Below are 24,303 nucleotides of genomic sequence, written 5' to 3'. Positions count from 1 at the left end.
GCTCGAGGATAATGTGAAGATGGGGGACGGGGTGCTTCACAGATCCTTGGTCGGTTCACGCGTAGCCGTGTACAGGGGGAGCGGGGCGAGCGAGGGGGCGCGGACCGTAAAATGCGGCAGCGCTGGCCTTAACTTGTCTGCCGTCAGCTCCAGCCCGCGCATTTAAGTCCACCGCGACGTCGCCGAACACAGTTTTTCCCTCGTGACCTCGCACCGCACGGCCCTGTATCAGACCGCCAAGGTAGGTCATATGGTCGTAGCTAGGTCGGCAGGCTGTTTGGATATAAATCTGAGCCTCCCAGTCCTCGGCAAGTTGTGCGCAAACACGCCAATCGATCCCGTCAGCGGTTTTCACCCATTCTAAAAACTCTGGCCACTCCTCATGGCCCTTTTTCGTTTTATCCAAATTTTGGTACCAAGGAATCCCCGGCACTGGGCAATTGTAGCTTGGCATTCGTTGAGGAAAAGGAATAATTCCCCGTGCTTGATACCAAGATGATGCTGGATGTTGAAAGAATCTATCCAGAACCATCATTCTTTCCTCAAAGGTATAATCGTTATTTTTCTTGACAAGATTGATGCCTTTCCTTGCGTTAATATCGTCAGCAAGTTTTTTTCCCTTGCCCTTGTAATTGTCGGCGCGGAAATACCCGTCTGGGTGCTTTAATGTGCCGCCCGGGCCAGGTTCCAAGCCTTGATGCGTGATCAATGTCTGCGTGGACTCCGACCAGTAAGCTCGCCGCCAGAATATTTCTTTTGCGTGGGCTTCCATGGCGTCGACGGTCATGCCATTCTTCGCGTATTCTCCGAACATCTCATCTAATGCATCTGGCCGATCCGGTCTTCTATAAGGCTGCAGCACCCGAGGATCGTCATGATTGCCGAAAATGTAAATAACACCGCAGTCATGCATCTTCTTACGTATTGAGAAATCCACATCTTTATTTAAAGAATAACGATCGTGGCAAACATCGCCCACAAATATGAGTTCCGTGACGCCTCGGCGGAAATCCAGATGGTTTTCCAGTTCCGCAAGGTCATTTTGATAATCTTCATTTTTCTGAAAATCCTTAAGCGGAGTACCTTCAGCGTTAATCTGCGCCGCCGCTGCAGCTTCTGCCTTAAGAAGGCGGCATAGCAGTGCCCGGCCTTCATCGGTTTTTATGTGGATCACGCCGGCCTGAATGCCCAGCAAAATCGCGCGCAGTGTACTGCCGTCAGTATCGCCGCTCACGATGATCTTGGGTGGGGCAACGCTGCCCGGGGGCTTGTCAACGTCAGGGATATCGAGCAGTGATTCAAAACAGGTTAAAGCTTGTTGATCATCTTTTAAAGACGCTTTAATACCCTCCATGGTGCACTCGGCTTCCGCGCGAATCATCGCGGTTCTCATGGATTCCAGCTTGGACTCAATTTCCGCAACATTTTGGTACTTGTTCGCGCGAGCCATCGCCCAGCCCTGCCCGATGACGCTTGCCACGAGCGTGCTCGCCGCCCCCACTTTGGCCACGCCCAGTATTGCCGCGCCTGGCGCCAAATAGGGTGCAGCGGTGAAGACAGCTACGCCGACCAATATGCCCAATAGGATACCCAGCTTCCCGAGTAACCTCTCCGCCACGCCTGGCGCCAGCGTGTCTTTTCGGGTCTGTACTTCTTGTCGCACATCCTCTACAGATGCCGCCACGCTCGCCAGGGAGGTGACTAGGGCGTCGCGTTTCACCGCAGGTTGCGTGCACTGTGCTTTCAACTTGTCGATTGTGTCGTTACAACGACGCACTCCTCCGCGATCAAAATCGTTCTTCACAGACCGATTGATGTCATCCTCCAACGCAACCAGCGCTTCCGATAACGTGTCGAGTGCGTTGGTGTACTGTGGGTCGATGACGAGGTCGTTCGGCTCTGTGGACGCGGGGCCCGTAGGGCTTTTCGTTAATCTCGGGCTGATGAGTTCTCCCAAAGTTGGCATAACGGCGAGACTCCTGGAGGTGAGTGGCTTGAGCGGGGAGAACGCGCGAATGGAGGCGTCCCGGCGTTTTTACGGTCACGCGGTGTTTGACGGTTTGCCATCATTATCAGCGTGCAAAGCAAGGTCGACATCAGGTGAACGCCTGAAGGGATGGTCGAGAACAGCGACAACGGATCGAGGGTGCGTGTCGCTAAGCCCGCCCGGAGCAATAACGGGTTGGCGTACATGTGCTCGCCATTTCGATGCGCTGCGGCGTTGACGCACGTGATTCGGCTCGCGACACGGTTGGGCTGCGCGCGGCGCGAAGCGCTCGCCCAAATTTCGCATAGCCGACCCGATAGTGACGTCGGCCGGGCACCGCGGGCCGCGGGCCCACACAGCCGTCCAATGGTCGATCGTGGCCTATTCGTCATCGCGGTCACTGACGAGCACCGGCCAGTCGTTTCGGGTCCTGCAAATCGTCTGTTGAGGATAATTTTTCATCAATGGGCGAACGGCACGGCCTGCCGGTCCGAGGCAAGCCATCGGAGGTGCCCTGCTGGGGCGACTGTCTACCGATCTCCCCTACCCGCCCGACGACCTGCGCAAAAGCGGCTCGGGGTGCGTGTGCCCGGCGGGCCTCACGCCGAGCGCTTCTCGCGAGCCGACCCGCAAAGCGCGCGCTGCGGCCCCAGTGGATTAAATTCAGCTCTGTCTATAACTGTAGTTATGGCAATGGCGAGTTTTGCGTGGTATCTTTGGCATAAAAAATTACGGCTCACGCTTTTCCCCGGGGGAGGCGACTTTTGGGACATCTTTTCAACGACTTACGTGGCGTCACCCGACGCTAAACGTGCGTTGCTCCTCGAATCCGAAACCTTCGCCTATGTCGAACCTCGAAACCCGCCGCGCCAACGCGCCGGCATCGACACTGCCCAGGCCGGTGCGAAGCACGCCGCGCCGGGCCATGCCGACCCGGGAATACCTCGGTCTCGAGCACTTTGCGATGTTTCGCGGCTATCTCGAAGGGATTTCGCTCGACAAACTGGCGGATCGGTACCTGGAGACCGGCCTGGACCTGCGCATGGCCAAGTCCACGCTGCGCTGGATCCGCGACCGGATGCTCGCTGGGGCGCGCCGCGAGCGCGATTACACGGCCGCCCGACTGCTCGCCATTGCGCCGCAACGCCTGGCGTCTCTCCCCGCCCCTGCCGGGCCTGCTACCGTCAGCGCCGTGCCGACGCTCGAGGAATTTGCCGAAGAAAGGGATCCTCACCAGTGCTTCAGCCAACGCGAGCTGATCGCGCTTTTCGAAGCAGAATTTCCCGGCGGCAGCGTCGACCGGGCGCAAGCGCGCAACGAGCGACTGCGGCAAAAGCAAGTCAAGGCGCTGTTTCGCCTGCAGCAACTCCTTGCGATCAGGCCTGAACCGCACCACCATGTCGCGGGGTGGTTTCACCCGGCCGTGGCGGCACGGCTGGAGAGCGCCGGCATTTTCACGCTGGCCGAACTGGCCGATTTCATCGAATCGCGCGGGCCACGCTGGTACGCCCCCATTGACCGCCTGGGGGAAGTCACCGCGACGCGCATCCGTGGCTGGCTTGATGAGCACAAGGACGCGCTCGGGCGCGCCATCAGCGCCCAGGCGCTGATCCCCGCGCGAAGCGCGGAGCACCAGCGGTTACGGGCGACGCGCCCACGCGTGGCCGCGATCGTCGCCCTGGAGTATCTGCTCCTGCCTCCTGAGCTCAACGGCGCGCGCGGCAGGAATCGCTATGTCGGCGAGGCGGCTCGCCAAGTGACGGCCGCCGACGATCTCGGCGCCATCCAGGCCTGGCTCAATACACTGGCCCATCCCGGCGGCAATACCTGGATTTCCTACCGCGGCCACGCTGAGCGCCTCTTGCTGTGGGCCGTGTTCGAGAGAAAAAAGGCATTCTCCGATCTGAGCATCGAAGACATCACCGCGTTTCGCGAATTTTTAGCCGATCCGCAACCCCATGCGACGTGGGTGGCCACTCGCAAAAACCTGCCGCGTTACCATCCGGCTTGGCGGCCGTTGGCCGGCAAGGCCTCGCCCACGACCGTGCGTCACGCGATGACCGTGCTGTCCTCCATGTGTCGATGGCTCACGGCCACCCGTTATCTTGCGTCAAACCCGTTTGACGCCGTGAAGAAGCCCAACGCGTCGCGTCAGGCGGGCCAGATTGATGTCGGCCGAAGCCTGAGCCAGCGACAGTGGCAGATATTGCGCGACTACCTCAAGACCCTGAACCCTGACGATCCCGCGGCCATCCGCAAACGTTTTCTGGTTCGCTTCGCCTATGTCACGGGGACCCGGCTCGCCGAGATCTCAGCGGCCAAAGCCGGCCAGCTCGCGCGCCGGTCTCTCGCCGATCTGGGCGAGCGATGGGTGCTGGTGGTCCGCGGCAAGGGCAACAAACTGCGGGAAGTCGAGCTTCCCACCGCCGCCGTGCCGCTGTTGGAGGACTATTTTGAGGCGCGCGGACTGGGTCGCGTGCTTTCGGCGCTTCACAAGGACGAGCCGATCATCGGGCGGCTCGCGGTCGCTGACGGCGAGCCGTACGCGGCGCGTGTGGCGCCCGGCTCGTATGACCGCGTGTCCGGCGCGTACACACCTGCGGCCGGCCTGGGGCGCAATCGAATCGCCGAGCTGTTTCGTGAGTGCTTTGCGGGGGCGGCCGCTTTCATCGAACCTGTCTCGGCGGCCGACGCAGCCCGACTGCGTGAGGCAACCCCCCATTGGCTGCGCCATACGTTCGGCTCCCACACCCTGGAGCGGGGCGCGGATCTGCATGCCGTTCGGGACCTGATGGGACATGCGAATATCTCGACCACGTCCCAGTATTTGCATTCCGAAGCGGCCCGGCGGGCACGCAGCCAGGACCAGGCGTTTCAGGCGGAGGACCTCCTGTAGCCATATCCGATATCAACATCGGAGCGCGCGTGAGCACGCGAGCCCTTGAGCGGTGACTGGCTTGGGGCAGCCCCACCCCACTCCGGGCCAACGTGAGGAAGATCGTCGGCTTGACGGCTCCCGCCGTGCGCCGCCGAGGCCCGCGGGCACTCACGAGCCGTGCAGCGCCACGCGACAGGCGACGTGTCAACGGCGAACCGACGCGCCAGCCAACGAGACTGCGAGCCAACACGTCGATCATGGACGCCGTGCAAATGCCGATTCATCGGTTTGCAGCCCTTCGGCGCGCCATACGCCTTCAGGTCAGCCTGTCAGACGCGCTTGATTTCGCTTTGCACAAGTTCGTCGCATTGCACACGCACGCCGCGCCAAGACGGACCTCGACGGAGCGCACGGCGGCGGTAACCCGACGAGGGCAGACCGCAAGATCTTGCGGATCGGCGCGACGCCGCCGGGGTCACGCTGCGGATCACCCAGAGCCTTTCACACTTGGCACGGCGCTCGAGCTCGGCCGCCATTTTCGGCGAGCGATTCCTGGTTTCAGCACGGAGCGCTTACCCGCCTTCGTCGCGCCCCCCGAGGGCCTACGTCAACCTTGGGAGCGATAGTGTAGTGCTCGGGCGGGTGGCGACACAGCCTCGCGCCGTTCCCGTACCACGTTGACCATACCGCGTTGACCGGGCCTCGCGGCGCGCCTTCGCATCGTCCGCTTTGGGACCTCGATTCCGCCGTACCGTCGGGTCGCGAGTTCTCGAAACGTTGGCTGACATTGTGGTTGTCTCTCAACACGGTCTGCGACTGCGTGAGCTCCCGTGCGCGCTCCCACGACGTCCCAACGCACGGCGTCTTACCCGGGCAGCCCGTGGGCTCGCAGCCGGGCGGGCAACGCCGATGCCCCACCGGCATGCCGGTCGCCGCGGGCTCGCGCACCGCGCCCCTCGGTTCGACGGAAAAACGCTGTCGCTGCGAGGTTACGGTTGGCCGAACACGCTCGCAACGGTCCGGAATTCCTCGCGCGGCGCCAGAGCGGCGGGCTCGAACCCCGGCGTGACGCTATATACCGCCGGGCACGTCAACTTCAGGTGTTCACCTTAGGCGAGCCGGCGCGCCGATGCCCATAATCGACAGCACGATCCCCCCCGCCGGCAGCGTCCCAACGCCCCGCCGGCACGCCGCTGTTTGCGCCAGGCCGGCGCCAGAGCCCGTCCGCGATCCGCCGCGGCGGTGGCCAAAGCCGTGCCGCGCACCGATAGGTGTGGCGCGCTCGGGTCGGGCGCATCTCGCGCCCGCGGCGCAAACCGTTGTCGTGCACCCGACCTTCAGGAGTTATACCGCTATGGGGAACCTGGACGCATTAACTGTGGGCTTACCGCCTGCATTCGGCTACGCACCGTTAGCGGATAGCCGCTCACCGACCGTGGATGCGCACGATTCGGTGAAAGGGCCCGCAGACCCGCTGGTGGTGCCGGAAAGCCTCAAAAAGGAGATTTTCGGGGAGATCGGCAAGCTTCAGGATGCGCTGGATGCGCTGACGCAGGAATTGAAAGAGACGCCGGACAGCGGTCTCGAGCTCGACAATTTGAAAGTGTGTCAAGACAAGCTAACCGCGCTGAAAAATGCGTCGGCGGGCGAGCCGACCTTTGAGACGCTGATTGGCGCGGTAACGGCGTTCGACTCACTAGTTGAGGACATACAGGAGAACCAGCATAAATTCGAGCCGAGCCGGGTGCTCGACATCCTTGATAAGGCGGCCATTTGGCTCGGTCTCGCGCTCTCGGTGGCCGCGTGCATTGCCGTGCTCGTCGCGGTCGCGCATGGCGTGATTCCGCCATGGACGACGACCGTCGGCGTCGCGGCATTACTCGGGGGCATCACTGGGAGCATGTTAGCCCAAGCCGCGGCGATCGAGCGCGTGTCGAATCATGGCGAGATGAAGACGTGGCTGGAATCGATTGAGAACGAGATAGCGTGCGCGAACCGCCGCGTGAAATGTGCGGTGATAGGCACCACGACGATGGCCGCCATTCGCAAGGATCTGACCCAAGCGGCGGACAGAACTTTGGACAACCTACTCGCGCAGCCCCGGCCCACCGACCAGCAGATCAACGCGACGCTGGAGAGCCTCTACATCACCCCGAGCAGTCAGTGCACCCTGATGCGCGCGCTCGCAGACGGCCGCCTCTCGTTCCGCGGCGACCCGGTGGAGGGCGTCGGGCTGGTGCGCGCCGCCCTCGAGTGGGAAGCGACGAAGGAGTCCCAGAATGAGCCTGAGCCCTTGGCACAGCCGTGGGCCCGGCTCAAGCGCGAGCTGGTAGAGTCATCGAGCCGCGATACGGTGCCTTCGTGGCCACCGGCACTTCCACGGGGCGCCCGATTTGCGTAAGGCCGTCAGACAACGGCCTTGCGCGGCGGGCAGCGCCGGGCAGCGAGGCCAGGCGCAGCGCGTTGTTCCCCCGTGTCCGAGACCCTGCCCGCCCGGCGAACCACGTCGCGCCAACCGAGCCGATGACGCCGACGGTGGCCACCACACGGCCACATGGTACGGCGCCGCCGAATGACGAATACGGCGGGCAATCACCGGCTCGATAGCGGGTCGCCAAGACAATGGCCGTCACACGCACAAACGTCATGCCGAATTTCGGCCGCATTGACTCCGCGCCTCGGGCGCGGTCGGGCGTACACTGGGCAGTTTGCCGGGCGCCCCCCGATGAGCTGCTCCAATGAGCGGCCCCAATAAACGGCGCCCAGTGACTTCCGCATCCGGGTCACGCCGTCGAGCGACGAATCAATTTTTTAGGCCCCACTTAGCGGGCATTTCCGGACATTTCACCGTTATGACCAACGCTTCCGTCAATCCTGAACAACGCCATCGCCCCACCCACAGCATCACCCTGACAGGCCGCCGTCGCGGCTCGCGGTTCGCCACGCTCGTGCTCATGGGCGCGGTAGCACTGTTCACAGCGGGCTGTGGCGAGCGGACCGAGCCGGCACGCAGCGACGCCACGCCGGTGATGAACGCCTCGTTCAAGGCAAACACCGGATTCATTGTCCCCGTCACCATCGGCGGCGCCGTCTATCACTTTCTCATCGACACGGGCGCAAGCTTTTCGGTGATCGACAACCAGCTCGCGGCGTCGATCACGCGCGTGGCGAACGACGCGCAGATTCCCGTCATTTTCCATAAGATGCTGGAGAATGGCTTGTCAACGCCGAACGGCAAGCTTACCCGCGCGCAGGTCCGCCTGTGGCAGTCGCTCCCCATTGGACTGGGCAGCTACGAGATCCCTGGCGTCCTGCCATGGATCGGCCTCGATCTTTCGTTGGTGTCACAGGCCGCCGGGAGAAAAATTGACGGCATGCTTGGCATGGACGCTTTTCGTCAATTGAACTGGGTGGCCGATAATCGCAGCGGCGTGTTGACGGTCTGGCGCCACCGCCCAGGCGCCGAGCGCTTCGGCCATTGCGTGCCCTACGAAGACAGCTTCGGGCTGTCGCCCGGTATCGTCCTCAACTTTGGTGAGGCTTGGGCAACGTTTCGCTTTGATACCGGGGCGCGCTATTCGATCGTGGCTGAGCAGCCCACATTGGCGCATTTCATGAGCCAGAAGGCGACGACGCCTGTGGGCGCCGCCGCGCCCACGGCGACCGTCAACGGCGTTTCCCAGTCGCGCGACCATCTTGTCAATGGGTTGTCGTTCGACGGTCAAGCCCTGGGCCGCTTTCGCGTGAGCGAAGGCAGCGAAAACATGCTCGGGTTGAATTTCCTCGCACGGCTCGATCGTTACATGTTCGTGCCGAGCACCATGGAGTTTTGCTACGAGGCGAGCCATGTGACCCAGGAGGAGCGACAGCCGCTGCGCAGCATCGCGATTCGCTTCGTTGACGACCATGTCGAGTTCTTCAGCAACGGCCCCAAGGACCTCGATCGTTATGGCCTCCAACCTGGTGACGTGCTCATCGACATCAACGGCCAGCGGCTGGAAGCCGCGGCGATTGCCGATGCACGTGACCAATTGAACACCACGCCGGTGGGCGCGCTGACCCTTACCATCGAACGCGGCGGCGCGCGCCGCACGGTGCACCTGTGAGCTCAAATCGGTCGCCTCGCCGGGGCGTTTCTCTCGTAGTAGGTAGCGCTCAGCCAGCCGCTGACACTGCCGCGCCGCGCGCCGCGTGGGCCCGCGAAGCGAGCGTGCCCCTCAGGCAGCGCGTGTGCGGCGAGCCCCGGCGGCGTTGGTCTTGGGTTTATTGCGCAGATAGACGAATTGGCAGAACGCCCACGCGAGGTCGGGGTGCGCCAGAACGTCGCTCTCGCTCAAGCTCGCGGGTTCGAGCTTCAGTCGTTTGACCGTCAGCTTGCCTGCCGCCGAGGCGAAGTACGCCCGCAGCAGCTCCTTGCGCGCTTTTTCATCGGCCAGATCGAACACTTGGCGCCCCGTCGCCACTTCCTCGGCAAGCCTGTTTTTCGCTTCGGTTTCCCGTACCGCGTTGCTGTGCTGCACCGCCTGTTGCGCTTTGGCGACTTTCTTGACCTCGTCGCTGACGATCGCGCTTTTCTCTTCCAGCACCTTCGTCATCGTCTTCTCGGCCGGGGAAATGTTCCACCCTTCGCGCAACGCTTTCATCAGATACCCTGACGGACTCTGCGTGATCTTGCCTTGCAGCAGGCGCGTGCGCGTATATTCGATGGCCGAATAAATCCGATCGTCGGTCCAGCTCGCGCGGTTCTGCGAAATGATGCCGAACTGACGCTCGGTCAGTCCGAACTCGTTCTTCAGCGTGAGATAGATGTCCTTTGCATCTTGCAAATTGGCGCGAATCGCATGCGCTTGCGTCTTGCGTGCCAGACGGAAACGAATTCGATCGATCTTTTTGGATTTCGGACTCTCGGTACGGGTTTCGTAGGAAATATCGATGTCCGAAAGTTCGTTGATCTGACGAACGGCAGGCTCAAGCGAATCTCGCTTGAAGTACTTGAACGCCCCTCCCCCAGAGCCCGATTTTCCCGGCCACGCGCGCACCTCATCCAACGCAATCCATCCGGTCGTGCCCTCAACAACGAAGGGCAACACGTGATCGTAAATCGCGCGCGCATAACTGAGCGTGAAGGCCGACGTGATACGCAGGCTCAGCCAATGCGATTTGTCCGGATCTTTGATGTGACGCAGCAGCGGCTCCGGCACTTCGAACGAAATCCGTCCGCGGCGAATCGCCACGATGCCAAGCAGCTGCACGGACACCCATTGATCGTCTTCGGTCGGCGCGCGATCAGGAGGCGTATCGCTCACCTGCACCAGCGCCTTTTGCGCCTCCGAAATCACCTTGCGCAAGTGCTTGTAGTTGTAGCTGTCGTAGCGCATCAGCCAGCGAAAGAAGCTGAGCTCGACATCGTAGTATTTCGGCGTGGTGGTCTCTTGCGCGACGATGAAGTGCGCCGCATCGATCAGCCGGCGCGCCGTGATGCCCACGTCCGAGACGTCGATGAAAACGTTGTTGCGTTGGTAGCCAATTTCCTGTTTGGCGTCGCTGATGGGCAGGCCTTCGGCGAGCATATCCTCGAACAGCGCCAATGACATTTGACGCGACGTCGCTTTCGCCTGGATTTCGTCTGTCATCGTCCTCTCCCCTTCGCAATGCCGAGGAATCTACCACGTGTCGGTGAGAACACAAATACAAATTCCCTCACCTTGGTTGTCCACGATGACCCACAAAAATCCTCACCTAGGTTTGCACGCGGGCGAGCGGTCGCGCGAAGGCATCGCGCTGGCGGGGGTACCGTCGACGTGGGGTGGGGTAAGTAAGTTGTTTTTATAGACAGAACCTACGAACTGACTAACTAGGGACAGCGCATATTGAGTGAATTCAAGCACTTAAAGCGCTTGAGGTGAGCCTTTTTGTGCCAGAGGTGAGCCAAATTCCCTGTGCAGGGTGAGACATTTTTCACGATGACGGTGAGCTATTTTGCGGTTCAAGGTGAGAGCAAATGTGGCGGCTCGTCAGATTTTCCTTCATGGTGAGGTAATTTGTGAGAAGACGGCTCAGCGCGCGCGCTGGGCGTATGGATCAACGGATTTGCTGTGGATAAGGGGGTGTTTGGGGTGAGCATAATTCCGCAAATAGGTGAGCCTTTTTGTGCGCCACGCTGTATTTACCGCATTATGAAATAAGGAGGGCGACGCTGCGCGACTAGGTGAGGAGAATTGTGGACCGGCGGGCTATCGCCAAGGGCTTTTGCCTGTGGTGAGGCCTTTGGGTTCAGGCAAGGTGAGAGGTTTTGTTGCAGAGCCGGGGCTGCGGTTGGAAAAAATGTGCGGCGCGGGCGTGTGTTGCCTTGGGAAACCACAATTTTTCTCACCCTGAGGGTCGTGGGGCGCCGGCCCGGCCCGCGGGGCCGCTGGGGTTCCACGACGGGGCGATGTGCGGCAAATGCCGCGAACTGAGCGCGTGACTCGGGCGCCTGGACCGGGCAAGCCGGCGGCATGGCTCGCAGGCGCCATTTATGAGAGCGCGGCGTGCGTACAAACAACGACTTTTTAAAGCGTTTGCAGTATTCTACGGTTTATTAAATTTTTGGCGAAAAGTGTAGAAATGAAGAAAAAAAGCGAATTGCCAGTGATTGATCGGCGCGTGAGTTTGGCCGAGATTGCGGAGTTCTCGGAAAAGGTCGCGACGCTGACTGACGAGCTTCGCGAACAAATCTTGGCCCCACGTCCACGAAAGGCCGCGCCGGTCTACACCACGTCCGAAGTGGCGGAGTTTTGCGGCTTGGATCGAAGCAAAATTCATTATCTCGCGACGCGCGAAGGCAGCACGTTGCCGCCGGGCGCGGCATCGGGCAGTGGGCGCAGCCGGGTTTTCACGTTGGCGGAAACGCGGGCCTACGTGCAGCAGGTGGCGGAGATCTATCCCTCGCCGCTCGTCACGGGCTCACGCCCGGCCGACGGCAAGGTCATTCTCGTCGCCAATTTCAAGGGAGGCTCCACCAAGACGACCACGAGCATGTGTCTCGCGCAAGGGCTGAGCTTGCGCGGGCGCAAAGTGCTGGCGATCGATCTTGACCCGCAGGCGTCGCTCTCGGAGTTGTGCGGCCTATATGCCGAAAAAGAGGTCGACGAGGACGCGACCGTATTGCCCTACATCTACGATCAGAACATCGAGGGCGGGCTCGCGGGCGTCATTCAACCGACGTATTGGGACGGTCTCGATGTGATTCCGGCCCACCCGTCGCTGTTCGGCGCTGAGTTTCACATGCCAGCAATGCTTAAGCTCAATCCGGCATTTAAGTTTTGGGCGATCCTGCGTAACGGCTTGGCGCCGCTTCGGCAACAGTATGATTACATCATCCTCGATACCGCCCCGTCGCTGTCCTATCTGACACTCAATGCGCTCATGGCCGCCGACTCGATGGTGATGCCCCTCGTCCCGGAGAGCCTCGACTTCATCAGTTCGGTGTCGTTCTGGAGCCTGTTCTCCGACATCGCTCGCAACTTCATGGAGTTCGAGGCGAACAAGAGCTATGACTTCATTTCGCTGTTGCTCTCTAAGGTGGACTACGGGGCTACCTCGTCGGCGCCGATTGTGCGCTCCTGGGTGCAACGCGCGTATGGGGAGTGGCTGAACACGATCGAGATTCCGGCCAGTTCGGTGATGAGTAATGGAGCGTTGGCGCTGTCGACCGTGTTTGACATCAGCAAGTCCGATGGTGTCGCAAAAACGGTGCAGCGGGTACGGCAGCCATTGATGGAATACTGCCGGTGGTTAGACGATATGTATGTCGAGAAGTGGAGGACTGGACAATGAATATTCGTGCTCGCATGGCTGAGAAAACCGCCAACCTGCGCTCCACCGCTGAGATCGAAGCGAAAGATGTGCCGCACAAAGTCGCGCCGCGCACCGCGCCCGGGATGGCTGCGGCGCTCGCGTCAGCGCAACTGCGGATTCAGGAGCTCGAGTCCAAGGGCGTCGAGATGGAAGCGGTCGTCGCTGAACTGTCGCCGAACCCGTGGCAGCCTCGGAAGGTATTTTCGCCGGAGAAGATGACGGAGCTGGCCGAGTCGATCCGAGAAATCGGGTTGATGCAGCCGATCTTGGTGCGACGCACGGCCAAGGGCGATCAGATCATCGCGGGCGAGCGCCGTTGGCGAGCCCATCAGGTGCTGCAACTGCCGAAGATCCGTGCCATCGTCACCGAGTGCTCGGACGAGGATATGGTCATCTTCGCGCTGGTGGAAAACGTCGCCCGCGACGATCTCTCCGATTTCGAGATCGGCATGTCGCTTCGTCGCTCGGAAAAGGAGTTTCCCAATCGCAAACGTCTTCAAGAAGCGTTGGGGCTCTCGCGCACCGGGTTGTATCAGTTTTTGTCGTTCGAGAAGTTGCCGGAGTTCATGCTCGCGGATTTGAATGTGAACCCGCGACTGCTCGGCGGCAACGCTGCCGATGCCATCGTCTCGGCCCTGCGCAAGCTCGGTGACGCCGGCATCGAGGCGGCAAAGTCGGTGTGGCCGTTGTTGGTGCGCGGGCAGCTTGAACAGGGCAAAGTCGCCAACGCGATCAAAGCGCTTGCCACGCGTCGCGCAAGCGCGCCGGGCGCGTCAACGGGGCGCACGATCGATAAATTCTTTGCCGGCAAGGAGCACGCCGGCTCAATCACCAAGGACGTGAATAGCTTTACCATCAAGATCAAGGACGGCTACTTGACCGAAGCGCAAGAGGAGCAAATTCGCGCACTGATTAGCGGCATGTTCGCCTCGCAGCCGAAATGAGCCACGCCGTGCGCGCTTAACGCCCGCTGCGCGGGGCCACACCTCGGACAGGAAATGCATGGCCCGCAGAAGCGGGCCATTTTTCTTGGTGTTTCGCTCAGGCCTCGCGCTTGCCGCTCACCGTCGCGGCCCCCGACACCACGCCCCTGCCCCGATCCCGCGCGCCATTGCCGTGTGAGCGCGGAGACTCGCGCGTCTGCGACAGAGTGCGGGCAGGCGTCGACGAGAGGATCGGCGGGCACAGCCCAACGTGCGCGCTCCGCCGTCGTTGCCCGCAGCGATCGCTTGATCGCCAGCTGGACCACTCTCTCGCTCGTTGGCGCCCCGCGAAAGCGCGCACCGCACGAGACGCCATCGCCCCCTCCACCGCGGCCGGTGCGTGCCGGCCAGGCATGCATCTTTCGCCTCCCCTGGTTTACCGCGCATGGCATCGCGTAGCTGCGGTGCCATGCGCTGCGGGCGCGTTGACAACTCGGACCGAGTGCTTTTGGTCTGCGTCATGGCGTCGCCCACGGCTGCGTTATTTCCGGCTCTCCGAGGGTGGTTCGGGGAAGGCCGGCCGAGAATGGCCAAGTCCATAGTATGGACGGCCCCCCGGCTCGAGGCGCCTCAGGGCGCGCGATGTCCCGTGACGCGGGCCATGATGATTCCAGGCCGTCGAATGACGCAAAACGGCGCGGTCGATGGTCATCGATGAGTAGCGCGACGGCCATGTGAGGGGCGGGCGGGACCCGATCCGAGTCCACCGCAGCGGACCGCGGTCGCGAACGGCGGGTTCCGCGCGGTGAGGCGTCGTTGTTGAAGGGCGCCGGGCGCGCGACGATATCGCGTGAGATTGGTGGACACCGTTGAATGTCGGTGGAATCGCTCGTTGAGGGACGCGTCCATACTATGGACGGGCTCTCTAATCTTGGGCGTCCCAGGGTGGGTTCTGGGGGGATGAGAGGGTCCCACAAAAACGAGCGTCGCGGCTCCTGGGGGCTTGCGTCCATACTATGGACGCCGACGGGCACAACCCCGAGCGAGAGCGCAAGCCTCTCGTTGAAACTAGCCGTGCGCCCACGGCATTAGAAAAACCTACCCACACGCGAGTGCCTGAGCCCGTGCACCAAGGCCGCATGAGACCTTGCGATCAGGCCGAGCGGCCCCGAGCCTTCTCTCTAAGCGCAGCGCCACGTGCTCAGCGCGGGAATCGACCGCCCCCCGTCCGAGCGCAGGCGACGCTCTGACGCACCCTGCTATCGGGTGGGTCAGTGGCGGCGCCGAGCGCCAAAAAGCAATCAGCCCCCTTTTTCCGAAAGATCGATGGCTGACGGTATGATGTTCAAGCCCGTGCGCAAACCGAAGCAAGCGGCCATCTATTCAGCGTTGACCGCCAACTTGTTCGGCTTGGCCGGAGTCTGCACACCGTCGGGGGGCTGCTTCAAGTATGCGGCCAAACGCTTTTCGGTCACAAAAACGACCCCTGGAAACTGGCCAGGCTTAGCGGCGGGGCCCAGGGAGCGCGGTGTGACGACCAAGCTTTCCTGAGCGCCCGACTCGTTGGCCGATACGCTCAGGCGCTTGGCCAGTTGCGCGAGCAGAGAGATCGGAGCCTTATGGCGCCAGCGCTTGACCTCAATCAAATACCTCCGTCCGCCCGTGTCGACCAGGAAGTCCCCCAGCGCGTCGCCGAGGACCAACTTGACCTCGCGGACGCCAGATTTCTTCAGCGTTTTAAAGACACTTCTCTCAAAGATCATAGACTGCGCCATTTCGGCGCTCATGCTATCTAGATCCTCTTGAACGGTGCGAAAGCGGTAAACCGAGGCGACCAACGAAATCAGCGCCAGGCTCACGATCGCGGTCACGCGCACGGTCATGACTATCTCACTGCGCGTCGTTGCTTCCATGTTCGTCCCGCTTGGAATCACGGCGACTAGCGCGCCGACCAGCGATGCGAGAATCCCCATCACCGCTACCGTGCGCTAGCGCGTGGCCGTCGACGAATTTGTCTCGTACTTTCGAATGTCGCGCTTGGTCACGTCAACCTGCTTGGTCTCGCTTTCCGCTAACGCTGGGAGAATACGCTCAACCATCGCGCCTCTTTCGTCTGACGGCAGCAAATCGCTTTCCACGATACGGGCGTATAGCGCGTTTAACACCTGCGCCACTGAACGTAGGTCCCTTGTCAACAACCGAAATTCGCGCGACTCTCCTTCCAGCAGCCGTTCAATATCGAGTCGAACCGGTTCGTATTTTTCCAGAATGCGCCGGCGCAAAAGCACTTTTTCGATCTCTGCGTTACACGTCGCGATGCGCTCTTTCTTAGCCCCACCGTGTGTCGATAGCCGGTCAAGAATAGGATCAACGACACTACAATGCCGAGAATCGAGAGAAGCGTATCCATGATGACTAGCGCTCCTATTTCGATAGTTGTGCACTAACGGATTTCGATGTTTTCAACCACGTCATACGGTCCCCCTGTGGGAAATGGTTTTATTAAGCGAAAAGTGACGTTCCCGATCGAGCCTCCGCGGCCGACATCACCCCCATCTCCCGCCGATGGCCCCTAAACAAGAGATTTCCCTTCACCGCTTCGCGGGACGGCATTCGCCGTGTTGCCTTGACGGCTCGCCGCAGCATCGAGGTCGACCTTGGTGGGCATAACTGAGATAAATACGGGCGAAAGGGAGAGCGCGCCGCCCGATAGCTCGTCGGCCGCGGAAGGGCAAGTATTCAAATAAAAATGAGAATCATTTACAATTAGCCCTTCGTCGTATGGCTGGCCGCGCGGTTGAGGGGCGCCCGGGTGAAAATCACGGTCGTGCCGCAATAGCGACAGCTGGGTAGACGTAGCGATTGCGAGCGTCGAAAGCGTAAGTCAACGAATTGCGCAGCGAAACCGTCGAGAAAGCCGGTGTCCGCCGACATCGCCACGGGTTTTGTCGCGGTTGGACAATCCATTGGACATGAGTGTTCAGTGCGTGGCCGGTACGTAGCCGATGCGGGGAGTTAGCGAGGCTTGGCGGGGAGGATGGCCGAGCGAGGTGTGGCGGTAGATCCGTCGACGAACCATCGCTGGGTGACAAAATCGCTGCCGGTCTTCGAGAAGGCGATGCGTGGCCGGCTACGCACCATCAGCGACAGCCCACGCATGGAGCAGATCTATGTACGGACCCGAGGCCAGGGGAAATACCTTTACGGGGCGGCGGGCAACGCGGGGGCGCGCCGTAGGCCGGCACCGTTGACGAAAGCGGTATGAACTGCGCCGCGCCACAGGCGCGGGGCGCCCATGCAAGACACCCCACGAAATCCGCCAGAACAACGAGCGCAACCACCTCGTCGATCAGGACCATCGAGCCATCAAGCGATGCGTCAGAACGACGAGGGGGTTCAAATCTTTCGAGCCGGCAGCCTAATTCTTCGCCGGCATCGAGACTATGCATCTGGTCAATAAGGGCAGCCAGGAGAGAATGACGCCGCTGGCCCTGGCGAGAGCTATCGGCATCGGAAAGACAGCCGTCGTTTGCGCCAGGTCGGGCAACGCGGCGATCTCTCTGAGCGCGTATGCGGCCGCAGCTGCGGTGCCTCCCAAGATTCTTGTGACGGCGCCACTACCCGATGGCTGCCGGATCGTGCGTGAGCGTAAGGGAGCCGACATCATCGTATGCCGAGCGTCTTTTGATCGTTGGACCGCGGTGAATGAGCGGGTCCTCGGCGGCTGGTTTCCACTCACGAACCAGGTATTACCCGCAGTCGGAAGCGATCCGTAGGGTGTCCCAGCAGGAAGGCCCGATCGATGCCGGGGTCGTGCCGCGCGCGGAGACCTGATTCGGGGGTATCGGTGACCACTTCCAGGACCTTAGGCGCGCCGGATTGACGAGAAGCGTGCCAAGTCTTCATGCGGACGAGCCGTTTCCCCGATGAACGAAAGGGTTGAGTGGCCACGCGTCGTCCACGGACCTTTTCCAGGCCAAACCGAGCAGTTCTCCATCGCAGGCGACACCACCGATCAGGCGGTGAGCGACGTGGGCGGAAGCTGCGGATACTCCGCGTGCGTAATACTGCTGCCACCGCCGCGCAGAACGAGGCGGCACGGCCTCAATCTCGCGTTGAGCGCAGCGTTGGCGCATGGCGCAGTTCCGATTCTGAGGGCCACGGATGCCTGGGCCGAAGACACTAGGGTGGACGTGATGGGAACCGCGAGCTCGGCGCGTGAACCCAAGCCTATTCTGACACTGCTGGTCGCGCCCTCGGTCTGACAACCGGAGCCGGTCAAATAACGACTGACCTGCTGGCGGGCGCGTAAGCACCCCTGGCCTAAGGTGTGCGCCTGGGAGGAAGTCTATGAGTGAAGAACGGTTGACACCCGAGCATGAGGAAGAAGCGGTCCGTTCGACCGTCGCGCGGGGCCACTTCATAGCAGAGGTATCTGTCCGTGTTGGCGTCTCGGCGCACAGCCTCTACAAGCGGGGTCAAGGCGGTCACGCCCGATAAGACGCAAATCAGGCGAGCGAGTCGGACGAGGCCCCGGACGAGGTCTGCCAAGCGCTGATCGCAGCGCGCCGGTGGGGGGAGGCCCCGCCGGGATCAGTAGCCAAAGACATGACCGACCGTGATGGCGCATTGCATGCCGGTGTCGATGCAGGCGTCGGGGGTGAGCAGGTTCTCGAGGACCGGCGCGAGGATGCCGAGCAGACCGAGGCAGGCGGGGATGCCGTAGACGATGAAGGCAAGCATGCTGTTTCTCCTGAATCAAGGCAGTGGTGCAGTGTGGATGGGGCGGCTTTTGGCGTGTTGCGTTAGCCGTTGCCTGAAGTATCCTCGTCGCCCGTCGCGTGCGAAACTGCGATAAATACAAGTCGTCGAAAGTCGCGCCACCGATGATCCCCCCTGCCCCAGGGTGGGCCATCGAGCGTGCGCGCATGGGTGTGTTCAGACGCCGCCAGCCGCCGCAGCACGATTAGTCAGACGTGTGAGATGCTGTCGTGTCCCGGTGACACGGCTATCGTTGCGTTGCTACACTCGCCGCTTGCCTGGCGGGAAGAGGGTTCTCATCGGGCTCGCGAAAAAAGATCGAAAATTCACAAGTTTCGACGAGAACGGGTTCCCTCTCGAGGCGATGCGAAGCGATCTCGGAACGTTATTTTTCCATCGATATCACGTGTTCGACCGCGCCTTCTCACTGCCGTCTTTTTTGCCGCGTTCCGTGGCGCGTCGTGCGATTGAGTCGCGCCGCCAGCGCGTTGACTGTCAGGCCCGAGACAGGCAAGCGCGAGACTTCGGCCTCGTGCCGAAGGGGACGCCGCCTCTATGCGGCGGCCCGCCCGCTCTCGTCGATGATTTTTGTGATTTTCGGCGACAAGTACGGACGCCCCGTACGTGCCGCCTCGACCGCACGAGCGATATGAACGGTGGCATCGGACTTGCTGACGATGTGGGCCACGCCCTGCTCGCGTAACGCGTGAATCACCTCCGGATGGTCTGCCATGGTGAGGACAACAACCGTGGCGGCGGCATAACTCGCGCGCAACAGCGCGAGCAAGCCCCCGCCGCACTTGGCCTGAGGGTCGGGCAACGTATCGTCCGTCAACACCACGGTGCACGGGCGTTCATTCAATTGCCGGATCAATTCGTCCGAGCTTTGCGCCATGACGGCGACTTCGACGTCCTGGAGCGCCCGCAACTCCTGCGCGAGCCCGACCAAAACAACGGGATGATTGTCAGCGATGGCAATTCGAATCGAAGCATTGGGCATGGCATTCCCTGGCAGGCGATTAAATTCTGGTCTCATGTCGCGGGCTTCGCGGGCGGTGCGAACGCAGGCTGATAGCGTCAATGCGCTACCGCCCGCGAGTCCGCGGGACCGCCGGCTGGTCGGTTTATCTGTAATAGCCTAGACTAAATCTGACAGCTGTCGGTTTCTCCCGGGGCACAGCGTTGTTCGTCGCATCCAGTGACGGCAACGTTGCGGTCCCTGAACCGCAAGGAGTCCACCATGACGCAAGATCAGAAAGTCATTCGTGCCAAAGTCGGAATTCTCGAGCTAGCCCGCCAGCTCGGTAATGTCAGTCAAGCGTGTCGCGTGATGGGCTATTCACGCGACAGTTTTTACCGATTCAAAGAACTGTACGAGACGGGCGGCGAAGCCGCCCTGCAGGAAATCTCTCGGCGGCGCCCGCAGCCCAAGAATCGCGTGGATCCGCAGGTCGAAGCCGCAGTGGTCGAGCTGGCCCTGGAGTTGCCCGCGTACGGCCAGATCCGCATCGCCAATGAGGTGCTCAAGCGTCATGCGCTGCACGTCTCGCCTCAGGGCGTGCGCAGCATCTGGCTACGTCACGACCTCGAGACCATGAACAAACGCCTGACGGCGTTGGAGGCCAAATCTGCGCAGGAAGGGCTGGTGCTCACCGAGACCCAGCTCGCCTCGCTCGAGCGGGCCAAGCTTGAGAAAGAAACGCACGGCGAATTCGAGTCAGAGTGTCCCGGCTACTGCGGCGCTCAGGACACCTTCTACGTCGGCACGCTCAAAGGGGTGGGCCGGGTCTACCAGCAGACGTTCGTCGATACCTACTCGAAGGTCGCATTCGCCAAGCTCTACGATCGCAAGACGCCACTGCCGGCGGCTGATCTGCTCAACGACCGCGTTCTGCCCTTCTTCGATAGCCACGGCATCCCGCTTATGCGCATCCTGACCGATCGTGGCACCGAATATTGCGGTAACCCCGAGCATCACGAGTATGAGCTCTATCTGGCGGTGGAAAACATCGACCACACCCGTACTCGGGCCAGGTCGCCCCAGACCAACGGTATCGTCGAGCGGTTGCACAAGACGATGCTCAACGAGTTCTATCGCATCGCCTTTCGCAGGAAAATCTACGACTGCATCCCCGCACTGCAGGCCGACCTCGACCACTGGCTTGACGAGTACAACACGCGGCGAGAACATCAAGGTCGATGGTGCTATGGCAAGACGCCCATGCAGACTTTCCTCGATTCTCTCTCGCTCGCCAAGGAGAAACTCATTCCTCATTCAGCTGCCGTGACCGCTTAATCCTTCCGACTACCTGTCAGATCAAGTCTCAGCTAATACAGTTTATCGTTTGAAGACGCGGTAGGTTTCCCGCGCCAGCCGCCCATCGACGTGCATTGTCGGCTTCCCATGGCTGGTGCACCGGTTGCGATGTCTTCGTTGCGACATCAGAGGGCGACGAATCCCGGTAACGACATCGGGCTTTCGAAAATGCACAACATTCTTGGGATATTTTCATCCCCGCGGCGGGGGATGCTTTGCTGTCATTGTCGGCGCCACCGCCATGGGCACCATCAGGTGGACACCTGAGATGCGCCGTCGCGATGCTCCTCGGGCCTCTCGCGCTTGCACACGGGCACCAGCGCACGCGGCGGCGCATGGGGGCAGCGGTGGCATGACCCGCCTGGCAGGTCGCTGTCAGTGACGCACCCTAAGAAGCTCTAACAAAATGATTTCCTGAAAATGGCTGGTTGCATCATCTGCTGGCGCCATCTCAGGAAATCATTTTGTTAGAGCTTCTAAGAGCGAACCTGTGATTCGGAGTGTCCGTTTCAGTTTGGTCTATCCCGCCAATCCCATCTCTGGCCATTCCATGCTTGAGCTGGCGGAAAAACGCCAAGCAGCCAGTGGCAATGGCGGGGACGCCCCCGTGTAGGGCTTTTTCGGTACCGGTTTCTCTGCCATCCGGTTCTTCATGCCGAAGAAAAGTCATCCAGCCTCTCTGCTGCGGTTCGCACCTAGGCGGGCTCACGCGGGCGTGGGCTCGACGGGCCATCGGGGGGCCCCGGGCGATGCGCCCGAGGCGCTGTGCGAAGACGTCGATACTGGCCAGCCTCCGACGGTTCGGAAATCTCACCCGACGCGGCTCACTTCAGGTGTCCGCCTGATGGTGGCCTTGGCGAGGCGGCCGACAATAACCGCAAGTCCCCCACCGTGGTTCGGCTCGCGCAGGACAATGCGACGGCGCGCGGCGAGACGACCAGATGACACCCGAGGGGCCCGGGGATTGCCCCTAACAATGCGAGCGCGAAACGCAGGTCGCGCGAGTGCTCGCCAAACCCAGCTAACCGAAAAAACAATTCGATATGGCACGGCTAACTTTCGAGGAAATCAAGCAAATGACGTACGAGGAACTCGGTGCGATCGAGGATCCGACGGACCTGACGAACATTGGATGCTTATCGCCGATGCTTGTTGCCTATGTCGTGCGAACCGAGCAACTCCATTCGCGTTTTGCCGGCGTTGCTTTTCGTGATCTTCTCAATGCCATCAACAACGCGGTCACGATGGTTCCTTGGAGTGCCGAAGCCGTGCAGCAGGCCGTGACTGAGGAGCGCAATCCCGATGTGGACGCCTATCTCGATCATCTCCACGTGTTCATAAGCGCCGCGCTCAGACCGCACTGAGCGCCGGTCAGGCGTTGCCACACAAACGTTGAGCCTGACTGCGCATGGGGACCCAGGATTTTCGCGCGATCGGGGGAATTGGGATCGCGAGGACGGACACTCAAGTATTTACCCGTGGGCGGCTAATGCGCGTTTGCCCACAATGACAGCACAACATTCGCTGCGCCGCGCTTAAGGTCGTACCAAAGGTGGTAGGCATTCGCGCCTCGCCACCACGTTGACGGCAGGGTGGCCAGCGAAGCGTCGATGAGCCCTCGAACTGGACAAGGTTTTCGGCCCGTCGACACAGACGGGCGGGTACCATTCCGCATTGTGGAACCGTACGTCGATACGCGCACCGGCAAGGCCATGCCGTGAGTATCGCGCCGCTTTATTTCGCGACATCGAACAGCTCATCCCACCATGCCTAGCGATCTCCTGTTGACCTTCGGCCTGCTATGCAGCGCCCTCGTAATGTTTATTGTGGGGCGTCCGCGCGCCGATGCCGTGGCGCTGATCATGATCGTGATGCTGCCCGCGTTGGGCATTGTCAGCCTGCCGCAAGCGCTCGCGGGCTTTTCGAATCCAAACGTCCTGCTGATTGCGACGCTTTTCGTGATCGGCGACGGTCTTGTTCGTGCCGGCGTCGCACATCGTCTCGGCGAATATCTGGTGCGGCGCGGCGCGGCGAACGAGTCGCGGCTTGTCGCGTTGCTCATGGGCATCGTCGGCATGCTGGGCGCCATCATGAGCCCGTCGGCCGTTGTGGTGATCTTCCTGCCCATCGTGCTGAACATCGCGCGCAAGTCGAACATCGCCTATAGCCGCCTCGTCATGCCGATTGGGGTTGCGGCAATGACGAGCGGCATGCTGACGCTGGCGACGTCGTCGAATCTCGTGGCCAATAGCGCCTTGATCTATCGCGGCCATGAAGGCGTCAGTTTCTTTGCCTTGTCGTGCGTCGGGGGGCCGATTCTCATCGCCGCCATTGCTTACATGTTGGTCACCCGGCGCTCGCTGAGCGGCAAGAAGGTGTCAAGCCCCCAGCCGCGCCCGACGATGCAAGCATGGGTCGAGCGCTATTCGCTTGCCGGTCGCGCGTTCCGGCTTGGCGTGGGGAGCGACTCGCCGCTCGTGGGGCAGACGCTTGGCACGTTCGATCTGGACTATGGGGACGGCGGCGCCCACGTGGTCGCCGTGGAGCGATACGTTGGCATGGGCGAGCTCGTCATGTTGGGCACGGCGCAGACCACGATCGCTGCGGACGACGTGTTGCTGCTCGACGCGGACGCGGCCGCGTTCAATGTCGGGTCGTTCTGTGCACATTACGGCCTGTCCGAACTGCCGATGTCGGGCGCATACTTCATGGATCAGACGCACGACGTCGGCATGGCCGAAGTGATCGTGCCACCGGACTCCCGGCTGATCGGCGTGTTGGCGAGCAAATCGGTGTTGCAACGTCACGGCGTGACCGTTGTGGGGCTGCGTCGCAGGCGAGGGCCGATCAAACAAGGGCTGCGAACGGTGCGTCTGAAAGTCGGTGACACGTTGCTGGTCGTGGGAACATGGAACAGCATCTTCGCGATGCAGTCGGTCGAGCGCGACATCGTATGTTTGGCGATGCCCGTCGAGAGTGAAACGTTGGTGCCCGTGCCTCACAAATCGCTTCAGGCGCTCGGCTGTCTGGCGCTCACGGTAATTTTGATGCTCACCCCGGGGGTGCCCACCGCGCTCGCGGGACTGGTGGGCTGCCTGCTTATGGGGTTGTTCGGCTGTGTCACGCTGGACTCTGCGTATCGTGCGATCAATTGGCGCAGCATCATATTGATCGTCGGGATGCTGCCGTTTGCGATCGCCTTGCAGCACACCGGAGGTGTCGATCTGGTGGTCAACACGCTGGTGCAGGTCACGAGCCAGTGGGGCCCGCGCAGCATGGTGGCCGCCGTGTTTGCGCTGACCCTCGGAGTCGGGATGGTGATCGCCAGCACGCCGACCGTGGTGCTCATGGCGCCGGTCGCGGTCACGATGGCCGAGCATATGGGCTGGTCGCCGTACCCGTTCGCGATTACCGTGGCTATTGCGTCGAGCGCCTCATACATGTCGCCCATCGCAACGCCGGTCAACGCATTGGTCAGCAGTGCGGGCAATTACAAGCTGTGGGACTTCATCAGGATCGGCACGCCCATGGCGGTGATTGCTGGGGTTATCACTGTCGCGCTCGTGCCGATTTTTTGGCCGATGTGATGGCCGATGGC

The 24,303-nt window shown here is 61.4% G+C and carries 13 protein-coding genes and 1 pseudogene; 9 read left to right on the top strand and 5 right to left on the bottom strand.

Going from position 1 to position 24,303, the window contains the following annotated elements; translation table 11 throughout:
- Nucleotides 1-55: 55 nt before the first annotated feature.
- Nucleotides 56-1,966, bottom strand: coding sequence for a metallophosphoesterase family protein (locus AB870_RS23290; protein WP_047909307.1), 1,911 nt, complete (start codon nt 1,964-1,966; stop codon nt 56-58).
- Nucleotides 1,967-2,831: 865 nt separating this feature from the next.
- Here AB870_RS23290 and AB870_RS23285 point away from each other — a divergent pair.
- From AB870_RS23285 to AB870_RS23270, 3 genes are all read left to right on the top strand, one after another.
- Nucleotides 2,832-4,883, top strand: a complete 2,052-nt coding sequence (locus tag AB870_RS23285) for a phage integrase family protein (protein WP_047909306.1) — start codon at nt 2,832-2,834, stop codon at nt 4,881-4,883.
- Between the two features lie 1,336 nt (nt 4,884-6,219).
- On the top strand, nt 6,220-7,266 hold the full coding sequence (locus tag AB870_RS23275; RefSeq protein WP_047909304.1) for a hypothetical protein: 1,047 nt from the start codon (nt 6,220-6,222) through the stop codon (nt 7,264-7,266).
- Between the two features lie 451 nt (nt 7,267-7,717).
- A complete protein-coding gene (locus AB870_RS23270) occupies nt 7,718-8,971 on the top strand; it encodes an aspartyl protease family protein (protein ID WP_084664281.1) in 1,254 nt (417 codons plus the stop codon).
- 111 nt (nt 8,972-9,082) lie between these two features.
- Here the strand turns inward: AB870_RS23270 and AB870_RS23265 are convergent, their stop codons facing one another.
- Nucleotides 9,083-10,498, bottom strand: coding sequence for a replication initiation protein (locus tag AB870_RS23265; RefSeq protein WP_047909303.1), 1,416 nt, complete (start codon nt 10,496-10,498; stop codon nt 9,083-9,085).
- Nucleotides 10,499-11,471: 973 nt separating this feature from the next.
- On the opposite strand from AB870_RS23265, the gene AB870_RS23260 reads away from it, so the two are divergent.
- Together AB870_RS23260 and AB870_RS23255 are read left to right on the top strand one after the other, a co-directional pair.
- Nucleotides 11,472-12,683 carry an AAA family ATPase gene (locus AB870_RS23260; RefSeq protein WP_047909302.1) on the top strand — a complete coding sequence of 404 codons (1,212 nt, stop codon included), beginning with the start codon at nt 11,472-11,474 and terminating at the stop codon, nt 12,681-12,683.
- Entirely contained in the window at nt 12,680-13,648 is a 969-nt protein-coding gene (locus tag AB870_RS23255; protein WP_047909301.1) for a ParB/RepB/Spo0J family partition protein, read from the top strand. The genes AB870_RS23260 and AB870_RS23255 overlap by 4 nt, the downstream gene beginning before the upstream one ends.
- Nucleotides 13,649-15,006: 1,358 nt before the next feature.
- On the opposite strand, the gene AB870_RS23250 is transcribed toward AB870_RS23255, so the two are convergent.
- Entirely contained in the window at nt 15,007-15,600 is a 594-nt protein-coding gene (locus AB870_RS23250) for a restriction endonuclease (protein ID WP_047909300.1), read from the bottom strand.
- Between the two features lie 2,377 nt (nt 15,601-17,977).
- Here AB870_RS23250 and AB870_RS27225 point away from each other — a divergent pair.
- Nucleotides 17,978-18,100 (top strand): annotated as a pseudogene (locus tag AB870_RS27225) (IS3 family transposase); the annotation flags it as partial.
- Nucleotides 18,101-18,220: 120 nt separating this feature from the next.
- Here AB870_RS27225 and AB870_RS26565 read toward each other — a convergent pair.
- Together AB870_RS26565 and AB870_RS23230 are read right to left on the bottom strand one after the other, a co-directional pair.
- On the bottom strand, nt 18,221-18,370 hold the full coding sequence (locus AB870_RS26565) for a hypothetical protein (protein ID WP_157112500.1): 150 nt from the start codon (nt 18,368-18,370) through the stop codon (nt 18,221-18,223).
- Nucleotides 18,371-18,941: 571 nt separating this feature from the next.
- Complete coding sequence (locus AB870_RS23230; RefSeq protein ID WP_047909296.1) at nt 18,942-19,388, bottom strand: response regulator; 447 nt, start codon at nt 19,386-19,388, stop codon at nt 18,942-18,944.
- 240 nt (nt 19,389-19,628) lie between these two features.
- Between AB870_RS23230 and AB870_RS23225 the strand changes: the two genes are divergently transcribed.
- The 3 genes from AB870_RS23225 to AB870_RS23215 all read left to right on the top strand — a co-directional run bounded on the left by AB870_RS23225 (nt 19,629) and on the right by AB870_RS23215 (nt 24,292).
- The gene (locus tag AB870_RS23225) at nt 19,629-20,684 is read left to right on the top strand and encodes an IS481 family transposase (protein ID WP_047906141.1); all 1,056 of its coding nucleotides are present in this window, start codon (nt 19,629-19,631) and stop codon (nt 20,682-20,684) included.
- Nucleotides 20,685-21,781: 1,097 nt separating this feature from the next.
- Nucleotides 21,782-22,069, top strand: a complete 288-nt coding sequence (locus AB870_RS23220; protein WP_084664277.1) for a hypothetical protein — start codon at nt 21,782-21,784, stop codon at nt 22,067-22,069.
- 402 nt (nt 22,070-22,471) lie between these two features.
- Nucleotides 22,472-24,292 (top strand): SLC13 family permease, encoded by a 1,821-nt coding sequence (locus AB870_RS23215; protein ID WP_047909294.1) that lies wholly within the window; start codon nt 22,472-22,474, stop codon nt 24,290-24,292.
- Nucleotides 24,293-24,303 lie beyond the last annotated feature (11 nt).

This window comes from Pandoraea faecigallinarum (assembly GCF_001029105.3).
Lineage (GTDB): Bacteria > Pseudomonadota > Gammaproteobacteria > Burkholderiales > Burkholderiaceae > Pandoraea > Pandoraea faecigallinarum.
The sequence above is the reverse complement of the archived record's forward strand: the minus strand, read 5'-3'. Positions and strand labels throughout refer to the sequence as shown.